Below are 17,516 nucleotides of genomic sequence, written 5' to 3'. Positions count from 1 at the left end.
AGCCTGATGCTACCCGTGCCCCGCCGGCCCGGGCCCGGACGTCCGGTGCGGGTTCGAGTCAGGAGTCGGTGCCGAAGAGGTCGCGCGTGTAGACCTTGTCGGCGACGTCCGCGAGGTCGGGGGTGCGGCGGTTGGCGATGATGACGTCGGCCTCGCGCTTGAAGGCCTCGGCGTCGCGCACGACGCGGGAGCCGAAGAAGACCTCCTCCTCCATGGCCGGCTCGAAGATGATCACTTCGATGCCCTTGCCCTTCAGGCGCTTCATGATCCCCTGGATGGAGGAGGCGCGGAAGTTGTCGGAGCCGGCCTTCATGATCAGCCGGTGCACGCCCACGACCTTGGGGTCGCGGCGCAGGATGTCCTCGGCGACGAAGTCCTTGCGGGTGCGGTTGGAGTCGACGATGGCCTGCATGAGGTTCTGCGGGACGTCCTCGTAGTTGGCGAGGAGCTGCTTGGTGTCCTTGGGCAGGCAGTACCCGCCGTAGCCGAAGGAGGGGTTGTTGTAGTGGGTGCCGATGCGCGGGTCCAGACCGACCCCGTCGATGATCTGGCGCGTGTCGAGGCCCAGGCGCGAGGCGAAGGTGTCCAGCTCGTTGAAGTAGGCCACGCGCATCGCCAGGAAGGTGTTGGCGAAGAGCTTGATCGCCTCGGCCTCGGTGGAGTGGGTCAGCAGCACGGCGGTGTCGGTGTCCTCGGCGCCACCCAGGAGCAGGTCCGCGAACTGCTGGCCGCGGTCGCTGACCTCGCCGACGACGATCCGGCTGGGGTGGAGGCTGTCGCGCAGCGCCTGGCCCTCGCGCAGGAACTCGGGGCTGAAGATCAGGTTGTCCGTGCCCAGCTGCTCGCTCAGGCTGGCGGTGAAGCCGACAGGGATCGTGGACTTGACGACCATGACGGCCTGCGGGTTGATCCGCATGACATCGCGCACCACGCTCTCGACCGACGAGGTGTCGAAGTAGTTGGTGTCCGGGTCGTAGTCCGTCGGTGTCGCGATGACGACGAAGTCGGCGTCTGCGTAGGCCTGCTCGTTGTCGAGCGTGAAGGTCAGGTCCAGGTCGCGGTTGGCCAGGAAGTCGACGATCTGCTCGTCCTGGATCGGGCTGCGCCCCGCGCTCAGCATCTCCACACGGCGGGCATCGATGTCGAAGCCGACCACCTGGTTGTGCTGGGCCAGCAGGACGGCCATGGACAGGCCCACGTAGCCCGTCCCGACGACGGCGATCTTGGTAGTCACATGGTCCTCACGGAGCTCGGTGGTGGGGTGGTTCCCCGGCGCAGTATGACCGACGGAGACCGACATTCCGTGAACAGGTGGGCGTGGACCGTTGATTCCCGCCCTCAGTGCGCGTTGGATGGGTCACATGAGCCTCACGCACAAGAACGACACGGAGACGATGCGACGTCTCATCGCTGACCCCGGCACCTGGGTGGTCGTGGGTCTGAGCAACAACACCGACCGTGATGCCCACCGCGTCGCACGGTGGCTCAAGCACGAGATGCACAAGGCGATCATCCCGGTGCATCCCGAGGCCGAGGAGGTCGACGGGGACACCGGCTACGCGACGATCTCTGACATCCCCGACCGTGACATCAAGGTCGTCGACCTCTTCCTCAACAGCAAGGAGGTCGGCGCCGTCGTCGACGAGGTCATCGCCAACAAGGACCGCCTCAAGATCGACGCCATCTGGATGCAGCTGGGCGTCGAGGACCCGGCCGCAGCCGACCGCGCCCGCGAGGCCGGCCTGCTCGTCGTCATGGACACCTGCCCCAAGATCGAGTGGCGCGAGCTGCGCAACGAGGGCGCCTCGCGCTGACCGTGCATTCCCCTATGGCAATGCTCTGTCCCGCTCGCATTGCCATAGGGGAATGCGAGCGAAGGGGGGAGACCCCCGGGTCAGTCCCCGGCGACCTGCCGACGCAGCCGCTCACCCTTGGCGTGGGCCTGCGCGGCAAGGTCGGTCGCGAAGTCCGAGAGTGCCACGCGCAGTCGCGCCGCCTCCGCTCCCTCACCCGAGGCGAGGATGCGCACGGCCATCAGCCCGGCATTGCGCGCCCCACCCACCGCCATGGTGGCGACAGGGATGCCAGCGGGCATCTGCACGATCGACAGCAACGAGTCCATGCCGTCCAGGTGCTTCAGCGGCACGGGCACACCGACGACCGGCAGCGTCGTGACCGAGGCGAGCATCCCGGGCAGATGCGCCGCTCCCCCAGCACCCGCGATGATGACCTGCAGCCCGCGGCCTGCCGCCTCCTGCCCGTAGGCGATCATCTCTGTCGGCATCCGGTGCGCGGAGACGACATCGGCCTCGTAGGCGATGCCGAACTCGGCGAGGACGAGCGCGGCGGCCTCCATCGTCGGCCAGTCGCTGTCGCTGCCCATGACGAGACCGACCTTGGCGGTCGTGTCGACACTCGTGGCTGCGGTCATTCGGTGATCACTCCCTGGATGTAGTCGGCTGCGTGCCGGGCCCGCTCTCGCAGGTCGTCCAGATCGCTGCCGCTGACGTTGACGTGCCCGATCTTGCGCCCGGGCCGCACGGCCTTGCCGTAGAGGTGCACCTTCAGCTCCGGGTCGCGGGCCATCAGGTGGCGGTAGGTCGGGTAGAGATCGGTGGGCTCCCCACCGAGCACATTGCCCATGACGGTCCACGGCTCCCGGGCGCGGGGCGAGCCGAGCGGGAGGTCGAGCACGGCACGCAGATGCTGCTCGAACTGCCCGGTGACGGCGCCGTCCATGCTCCAGTGGCCCGAGTTGTGCGGTCGCATCGCCAGCTCGTTGACGACGACCGATCCGTCCTCGAGCTCGAAGAGCTCCACCGCCATGACACCGGTGACTCCCAGCGCGCCGGCGATGTCGAGCCCGATGATGGTCGCCGCCCGCGCGGCCCGCGCGTCCAGACCCGGCGCCGGCGCGATGACCTCGGTGCAGACCCCGTCGGTCTGCACGGTCTCGACCACGGGCCATGCCGCGGCCTGGCCGGAAGGGCTACGGGCCAGCAGGACGGACAGCTCCCGGACGAAGGGGACACGCTGCTCGAGCAGCAGCTGCTCACCGCGCGCGGCGGCCGCAGCCAGCCACTCGCGGACGTCGTCGATGCTGTCGGCGAGGAGCACCCCCTTCCCGTCGTAGCCGCCCCGGGGGGTCTTGACGACGACCGGCCACCCCACGTCCTCGGCGAAGGTGATCACGTCCTGCTCGCTCCTCGCCGGCGCCCACCGGGGGCACGGCACACCGGCCTCGGTGAGCGCCGCACGCATGACGATCTTGTCCTGGGCGTGCAGGAGCGCTGCCGGGCCGGGATGGACGGCCACACCGTCCGCGAGCAGTGCCTCGATCACCTCGGCAGGCACGTGCTCGTGGTCGAAGGTGATGACATCGCAGTGGCTGGCGAACTCGCGGACCGTCGCGACGTCGGTGTGGTCACCGACGGGGGCGAAGGGGGTGACCAGCGCTGCGGAGGCGTCCGGCGCCTCGGCGAGGACGGCCAGGGTCACCCCGAGCTCCGCGGCCGGGCCGGCGCACATCCGCGCGAGCTGGCCGCCACCGATGACGCCGACGACGGGGAAGCCACCAGGGGCACGGGGAGGAATCGACACGTGCCGAAGGATACGTTGCACGGAATCTGCCCGCCCACGATTACGCTGCTCGAGATGTCTGATCCCACCGAAGCCACCAGCGACGCGCGCACCGGCGCCACGCCCGTGACCCGTCGCGGCGGGGTCGCCGGCCTCGTCGACACGGTGTGGCACGAGATGGCCAAGTTCGGCCTCATCGGCGCGATCTCCTTCGTGATCGACCTCGGCGGGATGAACCTCCTGACGCACACCGTCCTCGAGGACAAGGTGACGACAGCGCGCATCGTCAGCGGGGTGGCCGCCACGGCCTTCGCGTGGTTCGGCAACCGGAGCTGGACCTTCGCGCACCGACGCTCACGACCGGTCCACCACGAGCTCACGCTCTTCTTCGTCGTCAACGGCCTGGCCCTGGTCATCTCCACGGCGTGCCTGGTGCTCTCGCACTACGGCCTCGACTACACCTCTCGGTTGGCGGACAACATCGCCACCGTGCTGGGCATCGGGCTGGGCACGCTCTTCCGCTTCTGGGCCTACAAGCGCTTCGTCTTCGCCAACGAACCGATGGACGAGGGCACCTCCCCCAGGGAGCACGGGCTGGCCTAGCCGCCCACGGCCTGAGGCCCCGGGCAGGGGCGGAGCACCGGGTCAGCGACTCCCCGGACCGGACAGGAAGAGCGCGAAGACCGCCGGCTGGGTGCTCACCAGCTGCAGCCTCCCGCCGTTGCGCTCCGCGAGCTGTCGGGCCAGACCCAGGCCGAGACCGGAGCCGTGGGAGGTCACCGAGCGCTCGAAGATGTGCGGCGCGATGGCCGTGGGCACGCCCTCACCCTCGTCGCGGACCTCGATGACGACCGACCCTCCGGAGCCGCGCATCTCGATCTCCACGCGCCCGGCGCCGTGGTCGAGCGAGTTCTCGATGAGGGTCTGCAGGATCTGCGCCAGGTCCACCGGCGCCGCACGGACGGCGAGACCGGGCGGGCCCTGCACGCGCATGCTGCGGTGGGCCGCGGTGAAGGCCGGCTGGTACTCCCGCTGCAGGCCGGCGAGCACGGAGTCCAAGGAGATCTCGGGCAGCTGCGCCTTCACTCCCTTGGACCGGGTGCGCATGGTGTCGACGACGCCCGCGAGTCGCTCGACCTGCGTCACCGCGACGGCTGCCTCGTCCCGCACGACCTCGAGGTCGTCGGTCAGACCGATCTCCTCCAGACGCATCAGCAGCGCCGTGAGCGGGGTCCGCAGCTGGTGGGAGGCATCCGCGGCGAAGTCACGGTCCAGCGCGCGCTGCTGGGACAGCTCGCCCGCCAGACGGGCGAGGTCCCCGGCGATTCCGTCCACATCACTCAGGCCGACGACCGTCCGGGGAAGGGCGCCGCCCCCGTCACGGATCGCTGCCACCTGGTCGTGGATGTAGGCGATCCCCTGCGCGCGGCGACGGTCGATGACCCGCACGAAGATCAGCGCCAGACCGCCGCTGGCGACCACGGCCAGGGCGGGGGCGATCAGCATCCAGGCCAGCAGGTCGATCCCCAGGACCCGCGTCCCCTGCGACCCCGTGGCCGCGATGGCCACGATGCCCAGGACCAGCGCGGTGAGGGCTGCTGAGCCGACCACGGCGGCAGCCACCATCCGGTGGATGTGGGTCGAGTAGGTCACGAGTCGAAGCGGAACCCGACGCCACGCACGGTGGCGATGTGTCGGGGGTCGGCGACGTCATCGCCGAGCTTGCGACGCAGGACCGAGATGTGCATGTCCAGGGCCTTGGTCGAGCCGTACCACTCCGTCTCCCAGACCTCACCCATGAGCTGCTCGCGGGTGACGACCCGGCCGCTCTCTCGCACGAGGACGCTCAGCACGGAGAACTCCTTGGCGGTGAGCGACAGCTCGTCGCCGTGGAACCAGACCCGGCGGCTGTCGAGGTCGATCCGCAACGGTCCGGTCGGCTCGAGGGTGTCGTCGCTACGGCGGCGCAGGAGAGCGCGCACGCGGGCCATCAGCTCCGCCAGGCGGAAGGGCTTGGTCACGTAGTCGTCCGCTCCGGCGTCGAGACCGACGACGGTGTCGACCTCGTCGGCACGCGCGGTGAGGACGAGCACCGGGACATCGGCACCCGTGGCCCGCAGTCGTCGGCACACCTCGAGACCGTCGAGCGTGGGCAGCCCCAGGTCGAGCACGAGCAGGTCGGGTGGGTTGCCCAGCGCAGAGTCGAGCGCATCGCGCCCGTCCTCGTGCACGGTCACCTCATATCCCTCACGGATGAGAGCCCTCGCCAACGGGTCGGAGATGGCAGCGTCGTCCTCGGCCAGCAGTACTCGGGTCATGGTCGGATCATAGGAAGAGTTCCTCAGACATGCGCGGTGACATCACGAGATCGACGCACACCGGTCACCCGCACGAGGCGACTCGGGACGACCTCGCCGATGCCCCGCAGGGCTCGGGGTCGGGTGGGCAGGGTGGAGAAGCCGCTCAGGGGTTCGAGCAGACGGGCGAGTGCGTCGTCGACGAAGACGCCTCCGGGTGGGGCGACCGCGGTCAGGCGACTGGCGCGGTTGACGGTCGTGCCGAAGACATCCCCGAGGCGACGCACGACCGGGCCGTGCGCCATGCCGACGCGGGCCGAGGGCAGCAGGTCGTCCTCGCTCATGGCTTCGACGAGGTCGAGCGCGATCGCCGCGGCCGGCGCGACCTCGAAGGTCTGGAAGAGCACCTCGTCACCGACGGTCTTGACCACCCGACCGCCGTGAGCGGTCACCACATCGGTGCACAGGTCCTCGAAGCGCTGGACCATCCGAGCGAGGTCGCTCTCCGCGAGCCGGCGCACGACAGAGGTGAAGTTGACGAGGTCGGCGAAGCCGATGGTGGAGGCTCGGGTGCTGTCGTCCTCGACGGTGAGCATGCGCTGGACGGAGGCGGTGAGCTGACGCCGCCACACATAGACGACGAGCGGCTCCAGCTCGTCGGTGAGAGAGGTCAGCCAGGCAGCGGCTGCGGCGGAGTCACCCTCGGCCATCTCGTCCGGGACGTCGCCGTGGCGCTGGCGGCCGATCTCTTCGCTGACGAGCTGCACCTGCCAGGCGGCGAGGCGGTCCATGGTGCGGGCGATGGCCCGGGTCATGGACAGGGCGAAGTCCTCGGGGAGCCCCTCCTCGCGGACCATCGAGGCGACGCTGCTCAGCGCAGCGAGATCGGCCTCGGTGAACATGGTGTCGCCCTCGAGGACGACGGGGAAGCCCATGGCGTGCCAGAACTTGCGGGCCGAGCGGATGGAGACTCCCGCACCGCGAGAGACCTCTCGTCGTCCCATCGAGGCCGGTCGTCCCAGGAGCGCGCGCTCGAAGGACTCGAGGTCGGCCTCCTTGTCGGTGGGCACGGGCCGCGGCTCGTCGTCAGGGCGCTCGGGGGCTGCGTCGTAGGACAAACGGCACCTCCACGAGTCGGACGGGCAGGGCGGGAAGGGCAGGCTCCCGTCAGGGGCGCGGCGGCACTCCCGCTGGACGGATGTGCTGGACGTCACCAGCGGCCACGGTAGCCGAGCCCCCGGCGCCACGGACGACGAGGCAGCCCTCGTCATCGACCGCCGTGGCACGCACCTGCTGCACCGAGCCATCGGGTCGGTGCACGTCGACCTCTCGGCCGATGGTGGTGCAGGCGGCGCGATAGGCCGCGTGGACCCCCTTCGCCCGATTGCCGCCGGCCATGAGGTCCTCGTGCAGGGCCCGCAGCTGGCGCAGCACGGCCGCGGCGAGGTCCGTGCGGTCGACCTCGGCACCGACGAGGCGAAGGGAGGTGGCCGACGGGAACGGCAGCTGGTCCCGGTCGTGGTGGACGTTGATCCCGATGCCGACGACCACGCCTGAGGCGTCGGGCACCATCTGGCAGAGGATCCCGCAGAGCTTGCGGTCGTCGTCCTCGGTGGCGAGCACGTCGTTGGGCCACTTCAGCCCGACCGCGACTCCCGTGTCGGACAGCGCGGTGCGTACGGCCAACCCGGCGGCCAGGGGCAGCCACCCCGGGTTCGGGGGGACAGGGACGAGCACGGACACGGCCAGGCCCGCGCTCGGCACCTCCTGCCACGCCCTCCCGAGGCGCCCTCGCCCCGCGGTCTGCAGCTCCGCCAGCACCGGGGACCACGGCCGGGCGCGATCGGCCGCCTCAGCATTGGTCGAACCCGTGACGTCGAGGTGGACGACCTCACCCCACCCTTGTGACATCGGCAACTGTGTGGTCAGACGCTGGACGTCGATCAAGGTGGGCATGCCGGCAAGGCTAGGCTGCCGATCATGTCCCAGAGCACCGAGACCACAGACGCTCAGGCGATCGGTGGCACCGACGTCCCCGCTGACATCGACATCCACACCACGGCCGGCAAGCTCGCCGATCTCAAGCGTCGTGTGGCCGAGGTGGCCAATGCCGGATCAGATCGCGCCATCGAGAAGCAGCACGCACGCGGCAAGAAGACCGCACGTGAGCGCATCGCCCTCCTCCTCGACGACGACAGCTTCGTCGAGATGGACAAGTACGCGCGCCACCGCTCGACCGCCTTCGGTCAGGAGGCCAACCGTCCCTACGGCGACGGCGTCGTCACCGGCTACGGCACGGTCGATGGCCGTCAGGTCGCGATCTTCGCCCAGGACTTCACGGTCTTCGGTGGGTCGCTCGGAGAGGTCTTCGGCGAGAAGATCACCAAGGTCATGGACTTCGCCATGAAGATCGGCTGCCCGGTCGTGGGCCTCAACGACTCCGGCGGCGCGCGCATCCAGGAGGGCGTCGTCTCGCTCGGCCTCTACGGCGAGATCTTCAAGCGCAATGTCCACGCATCGGGTGTCATCCCGCAGATCTCGCTCATCCTGGGCCCCTGCGCCGGCGGCGCGGTCTACTCCCCCGCCGTCACCGACTTCACCGTGATGGTCGACCAGACCTCGCACATGTTCATCACCGGTCCCGACGTCATCAAGACCGTCACCGGCGAGGACGTCGAGTTCGAGGAGCTCGGTGGGGCGCGCACGCACAACACCAAGTCCGGTGTCGCGCACTACATGGGCACCGACGAAGAAGACGCCATCGACTACGTCAAGGCGCTCCTGTCGTACCTGCCGAGCAACAACCTCGAGACCGCGCCCGTCTTCGGCGGCGAGCTCGACCTGGCGGTGAACGACACCGACCTGGCGCTCGACACGATCATCCCCGACTCGGCCAACATGCCCTACGACATGAAGGCCGTCATCGAGACCATCGTCGACGACGGTGACTTCCTCGAGGTGCACCCGCTCTTCGCGCCCAACATCATCTGCGGTTTCGCCCGCGTCGAGGGCCAGTCGATCGGCATCGTGGCCAACAACCCGATGCAGTTCGCCGGGACACTCGACATCGAGGCCTCGGAGAAGGCCGCCCGCTTCGTGCGCACCTGCGATGCCTTCAACGTCCCGGTCCTCACCCTCGTCGACGTCCCCGGCTTCCTGCCCGGGACCGACCAGGAGTGGAACGGCATCATCCGCCGCGGCGCCAAGCTCATCTACGCCTACGCAGAGGCGACGGTCCCCCTCGTCACGGTCATCACCCGCAAGGCCTACGGCGGCGCGTACGACGTCATGGGCTCCAAGCACCTCGGTGCCGACATCAATCTCGCCTGGCCCACGGCCCAGATCGCGGTCATGGGCGCCCAGGGTGCCGTCAACATCCTCTACCGCAAGCAGCTGGCTGCCGCGGAGTCCGAGGGTCGCGACGTCGATGCCGCGCGCCAGGAGTTCATCAGCGCCTACGAGGACGCCTTGGCCAACCCGTACGTCGCGGCCGAGCGCGGCTACATCGACACCGTCATCTCGCCGAGCAACACGCGGATGAATGTGTCCAAGGCACTGCGGGCCCTGCGCACCAAGCGCGAGACGCTGCCGCCCAAGAAGCACGGGAACATCCCGCTGTGAGCACCGCACCCGAGCAGACCCCCGACGCAGACGCCGAGCAGCCGCAGGCTCCTGCAGGTCCGCGCATCGAGGTCCTCGGTGACGCCTCACCGGAGCAGGTCGCCGCGCTCGTCGCGGTCCTGTCCGGACTGGGCGGTGGCGAGGAGGAGGTTCCGGCGGGCCCCCCTTCGCGCTGGGCCTCCCCCGAGCGGCTGGTGCGCCATGCGGTCCACCCGTCGCGCGGCGGCTGGGTGGCCTCCGGCCTCCCGCGCTGACCTGGACCACTCGTTCACAGACAGCCCGCGTGCTCGAGCACGCGGGTTGTCTTTTGTCCCGACGAAGGGTCAGCTTGCCTGTCGCAGGGCAAGCAGTCGGAGTGCCTGCGCGATCTGGTCGAGGAAGGCGTCGGCCTCCAGCCGCAGCCCGATGAGCGGGACGCGCAGGACCAGGTCACCGCGCATGGCCACCTCGTTGTGACGAAGCATGTCGTCAACGGGAGCCACTCCCTGCAGGTGCTGCGACCCGTCGACCTCGACGACCAGGCCGGCGGCCCACCGGACATCCAGGTAGAAGCGCCCGTCCTTGCCCTGCACGACGACCTGCCGCTCGGGGACTGGCAGGCCGCGGGTGCGACACATCGCGGCCAGGTCCAGCTCCCCGAGCGACTGCGCCCCGTCGGCGATGTCCTCGATGAGCTGCCCGACCAGGGCCCGGCGCCGTCGACCGATGTACCACGCGTGCGTCTCCCGCAGCTGGTCCGCTGTGACGACGCGCTGCTGCACGGGCGCGACAAGGAAGAGCGCCGCCTGTCGGTCCGACACCGCCCACTGGGCCGCTCGGAGGGCGGCCAGCGACGGTCGAGTCCTGGGCACGCCGGCCGGCATGCCCTCGCCCGTCAGTCGTCTGGACACCTTGTGGACCCGCACGCCGGCGATGACGGGTGACCGCATGCTCATGTGCACCGAGACGTGGACGACGTCGTCGCCGATCCCGGTGAGTCCCGCCGCGGTCAACGAGCTCACCCCATCGACCAGCGCGTCGCCGCCCACCTCGTGAACGGCCCTCCAGCGCAGCCCTGAGGGCTCGAGCTGACCGCAATGTGTGGCGACGGACCGGGTACCGCTGAGTGCCCATCGGTGATCGCGCACCAATCTGGCCACAACGTCGCGGTGCAGACCGAGGTCCGTCAGCTGGCGACGACTGAGCACGCCACCGAAGTCTGCGGCCACCGTCTCGGCGCGCGCGACCTTCGCCAGGGTCGAGGATCTGAGCATGGGTCGACGATCGGGTAGCGACGATCACCGTTACAGCACCCGGAGACGTCTGTGGAGCGACCGGGTCGGTACCCGACGGATGTGGACACCCGGTTCAACGACACCTCGCGCGTCTCGGCACGCGCCCTGTCGTTTGACCCGGCGGCGGGCGTGTGGTGGGCGACGACGGACGTGCCGAAGGGAGCGACGTAACCTCTGCTGGTGCCCATCGACCTCCCCCACGTCCTGTCCGTCAACATCGGGCGACCGATGGTGCAGCGCATCCCCAAGGGTCGCTCCACGGGTATCGGCAAGCAGCCCGTCGATGTGATCCGCGTGAGCGACCCCGGCCCCAAGCGCGTCGTCGACGGCGCGGGTGTGTCCGGTGTCGGCGGCGACCACGTCGGGGACGGCCGGCACCACGGAGGCTCGGACCAGGCGGTATACGCCTTCGCCCGCGAGGAGCTCGACGTCTGGGAGCGAGAGCTCGGGCGCGACCTGCCGCACGGGATGTTCGGCGAGAACCTCACGACCCACGGGCTCGACGTGGATGCCGCCGAGGTCGGCGACCGGTGGCGGGTGGGCTCGGCCCTCCTGGAGGTGCGCGGCCCGCGCGTGCCCTGCGCAACCTTCGGCGAGCGCATGGGCGAGCGTGGCTGGGTCAAGCGGTTTGCCGCGCACGGCCGCAGCGGCGCCTACCTGCAGGTCGTCGAGCCGGGCGAGATCCGGCCCGAGGACACCATCACCGTGACGCCCTCAGGATCGGGCCTGACCGTGCCGACCTACCTGCGCGCCTGGTTCGGGGACCGTGACGCCGCCCGGGCCGCACTCGACTCCGGCGCGCTGACCGGCGAGCGCCAGGCGGAGCTGGAGCAGATCACCTCCCGCTCCTAGAAGAGGGACAGCGGCTCGTTCGGCTCCTGCTCCGACTGCTGGACCGCGTGCTCGACGACTGCCTCTGCGTCACCCGACCGGGCGCCCGGGATGCCGGGCCCGCTCTCGGGGGCCACCCCCTTCGACCATGCGGCCGCGGCCGTGGTGGCGAGGCGGTCGGCCTCCTCGTTGAGCGGGTGACCCGCGTGGCCCTTGACCCACTCGAAGGTCACCCGACGCCCTGCCATCGCCGCGTCGAGCGCCTGCATGATCTCGAGGTTGAGGACCGGCTTGCCGTCCTTCTTGCGCCAGCCCTTGGCCTTCCAGCCCGGCATCCAGGACGTGATCGAGTTGATGACGTACTTGCTGTCGCAGATGACGTGCAGGTCCTCGTCGAGGTGGGCCGTCTGCTGGAGCAGGTCGAGCACCGCGGTCAGCTCACCCATGTTGTTGGTGCCGTGCGCCCAACCACCCAGGTCCCACCGATCGTCGTCGATGTACCAGCCCCAGCCGGCGGGGCCGGGGTTGCCGAGTGCGGAGCCGTCGGCGGCTGCGGTGAGGGTCATGCGGTCACTCCGGGGGACGAAGGGGGACAAGGCTGCGGCTGTTTGTATCAGACGAAGATCATCAGACGCGGGCGAGGACCTCGCCGTGCACGATGACGAACCACCCGTCCGGCGACGCCGTCCACTTCCGCCACACCTCCACGAGGTGAGCGATCTCCCCGTCGTCGGCCAGGCCCTGGGCGAGGACCTGGTCGTGGAAGCCGGACTCCACGGCGCGCCGCTGCCACTGCCCGCCCCACCACTCGCGCGCCTCGTCGTCGGCGAAGCACCACACCGAGGCGGTCGCGGTGACGTCGGTCAGCCCGGCCTCGTGCGCCCAGCGCAGCAGGTGGCGCCCGGCGTCCGGCTCGCCGCCCGTGCCGCGTGCCGCCGCCCGGTAGAGCTCCAGCCACCGGTCGAGCCCGGGGTGCGCGGGCGCCCAGGTCATCGCCTCGTAGTCGGCGTCCCGCGCGGCGACGAGACCACCGGGCCGGGCGACCCGGACCATCTCCCGCAGCAGGCCCACCGGGTCGGGCACGTGCTGGAGCACCTGGTGGGCGTGGACGACGTCGAAGCTGTCGTCGTCGAAGGGCAACCTCATCGCGTCCACCGCCTCGAAGCGCGTGCGCGTGTCTTCGGCCTCCAGCGCCGCGGCGCGTGCGTGCTCGATCACCGTCGGTGATGAGTCGACGCCCACGACCTCGCCGGGGGCCACGCGCCGAGCGAGGTCGAGGGTGATCGAGCCGGGCCCGCAGCCGACGTCGAGGATGCTCATCCCCTCCCCCAGGTGGCCGGCGAGATACGCCGCCGAGCTCTCGACCGTGCGGGCTGCGTGCGCGGCGACGACGGGTGCCGCGTGGCCGTGGAGATAGCGGGTCATCCGCCGATCGTGGCACCGGCCGAGCGCCACACCTCCCGGGTGACGGATGCCGAGACGGATGCCGAGGGATCACAATGACCTCGTGGACCTCGCCCTCACCCTCCTGGCCATCGCGGTCGCCTCCCTGCTCGTGCACGGGATCGCGTCGCGGCTGGGCCTGCTCACGCCATTGCTGCTCCTCGCCGCCGGCGCGGCCGCGTCCTTCGTCCCGTGGTTCCCCGAGGTCACCCTCTCGTCGGAGGTCGTGCTCATCGGGCTGCTGCCCCCGCTGCTCTACGCCACCGCCATCTCGACCTCGCTCGTCGACCTCAAGGCACAACGCGTGGCCATCGCCGGACTGTCGATCGCCCTCGTGCTCTTCACCGCCCTCGGCGTCGCCGTCGTCGCGAGCGCCCTGCTCCCCATCAACTTCGCGCTGGCCTTCGCCCTCGGCGCGATCGTCGCCCCGCCCGATGCCGTGGCGGCGACCGCGGTCGCCCGCAGCATCGGGCTGCCCCGCCGCGCAGTCACCCTGCTCGAGGGCGAGTCCCTGCTCAACGACGCGACGGCCCTGGTCTCCCTGCGCACTGCGCTGGCCGTCGCAGGCCTCGCGGCGGGTCACGGCAGCCACGGCATCCTCGACGTGTCGGTCCAGTCCGTCACGATCGACTTCCTGCGGGCCGCGATCGGTGGCGTCGTCATCGGCGTCATCGCCTACAAGCTCATCGCTGTGCTGCGTCTCCACGCCAACTCACCGGTGGCGGACACGACGATCAGCTTCATCGCCCCCTTCGCCGCCTATCTGCCCGCCGAGCTGCTCCACGCATCCGGGGTCCTCGCCGTGGTGACCACCGGCCTGCTGCTCGGCCACCGCTCCCCCGTGCTGCAGAACGCGCGGTCGCGGCTGGCCGAGCGGTCCAACTGGGCGAGCATCCAGTTCATCCTCGAGAACGCGGTCTTCCTCGTCATCGGGCTCCAGCTGAGCAGCCTGGTCGAGGACGTGCAGGCCACCGATCTCGGTCTGAGTGCCACGCTGCTCGCCGGGCTCGCGGTCCTGGCCACCGTCCTCGTCCTGCGCCCCGTGTGGATCTTCCCCTTCCGCTGGCTGCGCTCCCTCACCTCCCACCGCGAGCGCGACGTGCTCAGTCCCTTCGGCGAGGGCGTGATCGTCAGCTGGGCCGGCATGCGGGGAGTCGTCACGCTGGCAGCCGCGCTCCTGCTCCCGCAGGAGACCCCGCACCGCCCCACGCTCGTGCTCATCGCGATGATGGTCACCATCGGGACCCTGCTGATCCAGGGCACCACCCTGCCGGTGCTGGCGCGAGCGCTCGGCGTCCACGGGCCCGACCCCCGCGAGGACGCCCTGCAGGAGGCGACCGTCACCCAGGCTGCGGTGAGCGCCGGGCTGCGCCGTCTCGACGAGCTGAACGATGTCGACCCGGATGTCGACGACCGACTGCGCCAGCAGGCCACCATGCGGGTCAACCGGGTGTGGGAAAGACTGGGCGGCACCGACTCCGAGTCACCCAGCGATGCCTACCGGCGCATCCGGCTGCCGGTCCTGCAGGCGGAGCGCACCGAGCTGCTGCGCATCCGCGACCACGGCGTCGTCGACCACCAGGTCCTCGCCGACGTCCTCGCCGCACTCGACGTCGAGGAGTCGACGATCGAGTCGATCGGTGCCCGGGCCGAGGCGATCCGAGAGGCGCCCCTGCAGGCACCCGACCGGCTCACCGGCGAGTGCGAGCACCAGCGGGAGCTGCCCGAGTGCGTCGTCCCACGACAGCCCGCGGGTTGCGAGGAGTGCCTCGCCGAGGGTCTGTCCTGGCTGCACCTGCGTGTCTGCCTCTCGTGCGGCCACGTGGGCTGCTGCGACTCCTCGCACGGGCACGCCACGGCGCACCACGAGGAGACCGGCCACCCGGTCATGCGCTCGCTCGAGCCGGGCGAGGCGTGGCGATGGTGCTTCGTCGACGAGACCCTCGTGTGATGAGCGGGTAGTACCGTCCCGGGGGTGACCCAGGAGCAGAGCCGCCCCCAGACCGCCATCGACCGCATCGCCGAGGCCCACCTCGACCGCGAGGTCGCCCTGTCGCCCATCACGGCGACCTACCTCGGGCTGCCGGGTCGCGAGAGCGAGCTCGACGACCTCTCGCCAGCCGGGTTCGAAGCGGCCTCTGAGCTGCGGCAGGAGACGCTCGCTGCACTCGAGCAGGCCACCCCCGTCGATGACGTCGACCGCGTGACGCTCGAGGCGATGCGTGAGCGACTGGGGCTCGCCGAGGAGCTCCACGCTGCAGGTCTGGACCTGCAGGAGATCAACGTCATCGCCTCCCCGATGCAGGCGGTGCGGGACGTCTTCGACATCATGGCGACCGCGACGGCCGACGACTGGACGACCATCGCCACCCGTATGGGCAAGGTGCCGGCCGCGCTCGAGCAGTGGACGCAGTCGCTGACCGCTGCCGCGGCGAAGGGGAGGATCGCCCCCCTTCGTCAGTACGAGCGATGCATCGAGCAGTGCGCGGACCTCACCACCCCGGACGGCTACTTCGCCGGGTTGCTCGCCGGCGCCACCCTCGACGGAGGCGCGCCCCTCCCCGACCCCGTCGCCGCCGACCTCGCCCGCTCCGTCGCGGCCGCAGCCGACGCCTACCGCGACCTCGCGGTCCGGCTGGAGCCCCTGCGCGACCAGGCTCCCGAGACCGACGCCTGCGGCCGGGAGGCCTACCAGCTGCACTCGCGCGCCTTCCTCGGGGCCACGATCGACCTCGAGGAGACCTACGCGTGGGGTCAGGAGGAGCTCGCCCGGATCACCGCCCAGATGGAGTCCGTCGCGCAGGAGATCCGCCCCGGGGCCAGCGTCAAGGAGGCCATCGCGCTCCTCGACGCCGACGAGCGCTACCAGCTGCACGGCACCGACGCGCTGCGCGAGTGGATGCAGCGCACTGCCGACGAGGCGATCGAGCTGGTTGCCCCGCACATGGACATCCCCGAGCCGGTGCGCACCATCGAGTGCCTCATCGCGCCGACCGAGACCGGCGGGATCTACTACACGGGACCGAGCGACGACTTCTCCCGACCGGGTCGCATGTGGTGGTCGGTGCCCAAGGGCGTCACCGAGTTCGGCACCTGGCGCGAGCTGACGACCGTCTACCACGAGGGCGTCCCCGGCCATCACCTCCAGGTCGGCCAGACGATCCACCGCAAGGAGCTGCTCAACCGCTGGCGCCGGCTCGCCTCCTGGACCTCCGGCCACGGCGAGGGCTGGGCCCTGTATGCCGAGTGGCTCATGGCCGAGCTGGGGCACATGGACGACCCCGGCAACCGGATGGGGCTGCTCGACGGGCAGTCGCTGCGAGCAGCGCGGGTCGTCCTCGACATCGGTGTGCACTGCGGCTTCGAGGCTCCCACCGAGGTCGGTGGCGGCGAGTGGACCTACGACAAGGCCTGGGCCTTCTTGTCGGCACACGCCAACATGGACGACGGTTTCCTGCGCTTCGAGCTCGACCGCTACCTCGGCTGGCCGGGACAGGCACCGAGCTACAAGATCGGCGAGCGGTTGTGGATGCAGCTGCGCGAGGAGACGTCTCGTCGTCAGGGCGCGGACTTCGACCTCGTGGCCTTCCACCGTCGGGCCCTGGACATCGGCAGCGTCGGGCTCGACACCCTGAGCTCGGCCGTGCTCGGTGGCGCGCAGAGCTGAGCATGATGGCCCATGCACGATGGCGGGACGCCACTACGATCGCAGGTGTGAGGTGCTTCCGGGGGTCCGTGTACGTCCTTGCCGCGACGATCGTCGTGGCCGGGTGCTCCGCGAGCCCTGACGACGGCACTCCCCCGGGCCCGGAGACCGTCACCGTCACCTACTCGAGCTCGACGAGCAATGCCCCGACGACCCAGACGGTGACCAGCTCCCCGTCCTCGACGCGCAGGTCACGCAGCACGTCCTCCTCGTCCTCGTCGTCCTCCTCCTCTTCCTCCTCCTCGTCGTCGTCCTCTGCGTCGAGCTCGTCCTCCTCCCCGTCCGGCGCCTCGTCATCGACCTCGACGCCGACGGGGACGCAGACGTCCAGCCCGAGCAGCACCGCCCCCGACGACGAGGCGCGTCCGAGCCGCCCGGGCGACTACGCCGACGCCTTCATCCGGGCGTGGGGGCGGGGGGACCGCGCCTCGGCGTCCACCTACGGCACCGCTGCCGCAGTGAGCGAGCTCTTCGCTCAGATGCCCGCCGGGGGCCCCAGCTGGAGGCGCGCGTCGACGATCGAGTACGCCGGCAGCAGCGAGGTCATCTACTCCGACGGGTCTCGTACCCTCACCGTCGTCGTCGACCACGGGGCGCTCGGCGCCGGCGCTGAGCATGCGGTCACCTCGGCCGTCCTGACCGCCTCGTCCACGCCCACCGACGCGTCATCCACCGCCGGGCCTCCCCAGAGCACGACCAACACTGCGAGCGACCACGTCAAGGATGGGTCGACCTTCTCCTGAGCCGGCACGACGACGGACGACG

Annotated in this window: 19 protein-coding genes; 8 read left to right on the top strand and 11 right to left on the bottom strand. The window is 70.4% G+C overall.

Going from position 1 to position 17,516, the window contains the following annotated elements; translation table 11 throughout:
- Positions 1-58: 58 nt before the first annotated feature.
- Positions 59-1,234 carry a nucleotide sugar dehydrogenase gene (locus ASG73_RS08380; protein ID WP_268766354.1) on the bottom strand — a complete coding sequence of 392 codons (1,176 nt, stop codon included), beginning with the start codon at positions 1,232-1,234 and terminating at the stop codon, positions 59-61.
- A 127-nt stretch (positions 1,235-1,361) separates the two neighbouring features.
- Between ASG73_RS08380 and ASG73_RS08375 the strand changes: the two genes are divergently transcribed.
- Positions 1,362-1,814 (top strand): CoA-binding protein, encoded by a 453-nt coding sequence (locus ASG73_RS08375; protein ID WP_055994459.1) that lies wholly within the window; start codon positions 1,362-1,364, stop codon positions 1,812-1,814.
- An 80-nt stretch (positions 1,815-1,894) separates the two neighbouring features.
- On the opposite strand, the gene purE is transcribed toward ASG73_RS08375, so the two are convergent.
- Together purE and ASG73_RS08365 are read right to left on the bottom strand one after the other, a co-directional pair.
- Complete coding sequence (gene purE / locus ASG73_RS08370) at positions 1,895-2,431, bottom strand: 5-(carboxyamino)imidazole ribonucleotide mutase (RefSeq protein ID WP_055993461.1); 537 nt, start codon at positions 2,429-2,431, stop codon at positions 1,895-1,897.
- Entirely contained in the window at positions 2,428-3,600 is a 1,173-nt protein-coding gene (locus ASG73_RS08365; protein ID WP_055993459.1) for a 5-(carboxyamino)imidazole ribonucleotide synthase, read from the bottom strand. Before ASG73_RS08365 ends, purE begins: the two co-directional genes overlap by 4 nt.
- A 54-nt stretch (positions 3,601-3,654) precedes the next feature.
- Between ASG73_RS08365 and ASG73_RS08360 the strand changes: the two genes are divergently transcribed.
- A complete protein-coding gene (locus ASG73_RS08360) occupies positions 3,655-4,182 on the top strand; it encodes a GtrA family protein (RefSeq protein WP_055993457.1) in 528 nt (175 codons plus the stop codon).
- 42 nt (positions 4,183-4,224) lie between these two features.
- Here the strand turns inward: ASG73_RS08360 and ASG73_RS08355 are convergent, their stop codons facing one another.
- From ASG73_RS08355 to ASG73_RS08340, 4 genes are read right to left on the bottom strand one after another with little or no spacing between them, the layout of a single operon-like run.
- Positions 4,225-5,232: a sensor histidine kinase gene (locus tag ASG73_RS08355; RefSeq protein WP_055993455.1), complete on the bottom strand. Its 1,008-nt coding sequence runs from the start codon at positions 5,230-5,232 to the stop codon at positions 4,225-4,227.
- Positions 5,229-5,897: a response regulator transcription factor gene (locus ASG73_RS08350; RefSeq protein ID WP_055993453.1), complete on the bottom strand. Its 669-nt coding sequence runs from the start codon at positions 5,895-5,897 to the stop codon at positions 5,229-5,231. Before ASG73_RS08350 ends, ASG73_RS08355 begins: the two co-directional genes overlap by 4 nt.
- A 23-nt stretch (positions 5,898-5,920) precedes the next feature.
- A complete protein-coding gene (locus ASG73_RS08345; protein WP_055993451.1) occupies positions 5,921-6,994 on the bottom strand; it encodes an adenylate/guanylate cyclase domain-containing protein in 1,074 nt (357 codons plus the stop codon).
- Positions 6,995-7,043: 49 nt separating this feature from the next.
- Entirely contained in the window at positions 7,044-7,832 is a 789-nt protein-coding gene (locus ASG73_RS08340; protein ID WP_055993449.1) for a biotin--[acetyl-CoA-carboxylase] ligase, read from the bottom strand.
- A gap of 24 nt (positions 7,833-7,856) precedes the next feature.
- Between ASG73_RS08340 and ASG73_RS08335 the strand changes: the two genes are divergently transcribed.
- Both ASG73_RS08335 and ASG73_RS08330 read left to right on the top strand, forming a co-directional pair.
- Positions 7,857-9,497, top strand: coding sequence for an acyl-CoA carboxylase subunit beta (locus tag ASG73_RS08335; protein ID WP_055993447.1), 1,641 nt, complete (start codon positions 7,857-7,859; stop codon positions 9,495-9,497).
- The gene (locus ASG73_RS08330) at positions 9,494-9,751 is read left to right on the top strand and encodes an acyl-CoA carboxylase subunit epsilon (RefSeq protein WP_055993445.1); all 258 of its coding nucleotides are present in this window, start codon (positions 9,494-9,496) and stop codon (positions 9,749-9,751) included. The genes ASG73_RS08335 and ASG73_RS08330 overlap by 4 nt, the downstream gene beginning before the upstream one ends.
- A gap of 69 nt (positions 9,752-9,820) precedes the next feature.
- On the opposite strand, the gene ASG73_RS08325 is transcribed toward ASG73_RS08330, so the two are convergent.
- On the bottom strand, positions 9,821-10,750 hold the full coding sequence (locus ASG73_RS08325; protein WP_055993443.1) for a hypothetical protein: 930 nt from the start codon (positions 10,748-10,750) through the stop codon (positions 9,821-9,823).
- Positions 10,751-10,951: 201 nt separating this feature from the next.
- Here ASG73_RS08325 and ASG73_RS08320 point away from each other — a divergent pair, with 201 nt between their 5' ends.
- A complete protein-coding gene (locus ASG73_RS08320) occupies positions 10,952-11,623 on the top strand; it encodes an MOSC domain-containing protein (RefSeq protein WP_235499399.1) in 672 nt (223 codons plus the stop codon).
- Here ASG73_RS08320 and ASG73_RS08315 read toward each other — a convergent pair.
- A complete protein-coding gene (locus ASG73_RS08315; protein ID WP_055993441.1) occupies positions 11,620-12,168 on the bottom strand; it encodes a ribonuclease H family protein in 549 nt (182 codons plus the stop codon). The genes ASG73_RS08320 and ASG73_RS08315 overlap by 4 nt on opposite strands.
- 61 nt (positions 12,169-12,229) lie before the next feature.
- Positions 12,230-13,027 (bottom strand): methyltransferase domain-containing protein, encoded by a 798-nt coding sequence (locus tag ASG73_RS08310; RefSeq protein WP_055993439.1) that lies wholly within the window; start codon positions 13,025-13,027, stop codon positions 12,230-12,232.
- Between the two features lie 82 nt (positions 13,028-13,109).
- Here ASG73_RS08310 and ASG73_RS08305 point away from each other — a divergent pair, with 82 nt between their 5' ends.
- Both ASG73_RS08305 and ASG73_RS08300 read left to right on the top strand, forming a co-directional pair.
- On the top strand, positions 13,110-14,996 hold the full coding sequence (locus ASG73_RS08305) for a Na+/H+ antiporter (RefSeq protein ID WP_055993437.1): 1,887 nt from the start codon (positions 13,110-13,112) through the stop codon (positions 14,994-14,996).
- Between the two features lie 24 nt (positions 14,997-15,020).
- Entirely contained in the window at positions 15,021-16,712 is a 1,692-nt protein-coding gene (locus tag ASG73_RS08300) for a DUF885 domain-containing protein (RefSeq protein ID WP_055993435.1), read from the top strand.
- A 160-nt stretch (positions 16,713-16,872) separates the two neighbouring features.
- On the opposite strand, the gene ASG73_RS08295 is transcribed toward ASG73_RS08300, so the two are convergent.
- Positions 16,873-17,094, bottom strand: coding sequence for a hypothetical protein (locus ASG73_RS08295; RefSeq protein ID WP_055993433.1), 222 nt, complete (start codon positions 17,092-17,094; stop codon positions 16,873-16,875).
- 115 nt (positions 17,095-17,209) lie between these two features.
- Between ASG73_RS08295 and ASG73_RS08290 the strand changes: the two genes are divergently transcribed.
- Entirely contained in the window at positions 17,210-17,494 is a 285-nt protein-coding gene (locus tag ASG73_RS08290; RefSeq protein ID WP_055993431.1) for a hypothetical protein, read from the top strand.
- Positions 17,495-17,516: the final 22 nt, after the last annotated feature.

Origin of the sequence: Janibacter sp. Soil728 (genome assembly GCF_001428305.1) — a bacterium.
Taxonomy (GTDB): Bacteria; Actinomycetota; Actinomycetes; order Actinomycetales; family Dermatophilaceae; genus Janibacter.
The sequence above is the reverse complement of the archived record's forward strand: the minus strand, read 5'-3'. Positions and strand labels throughout refer to the sequence as shown.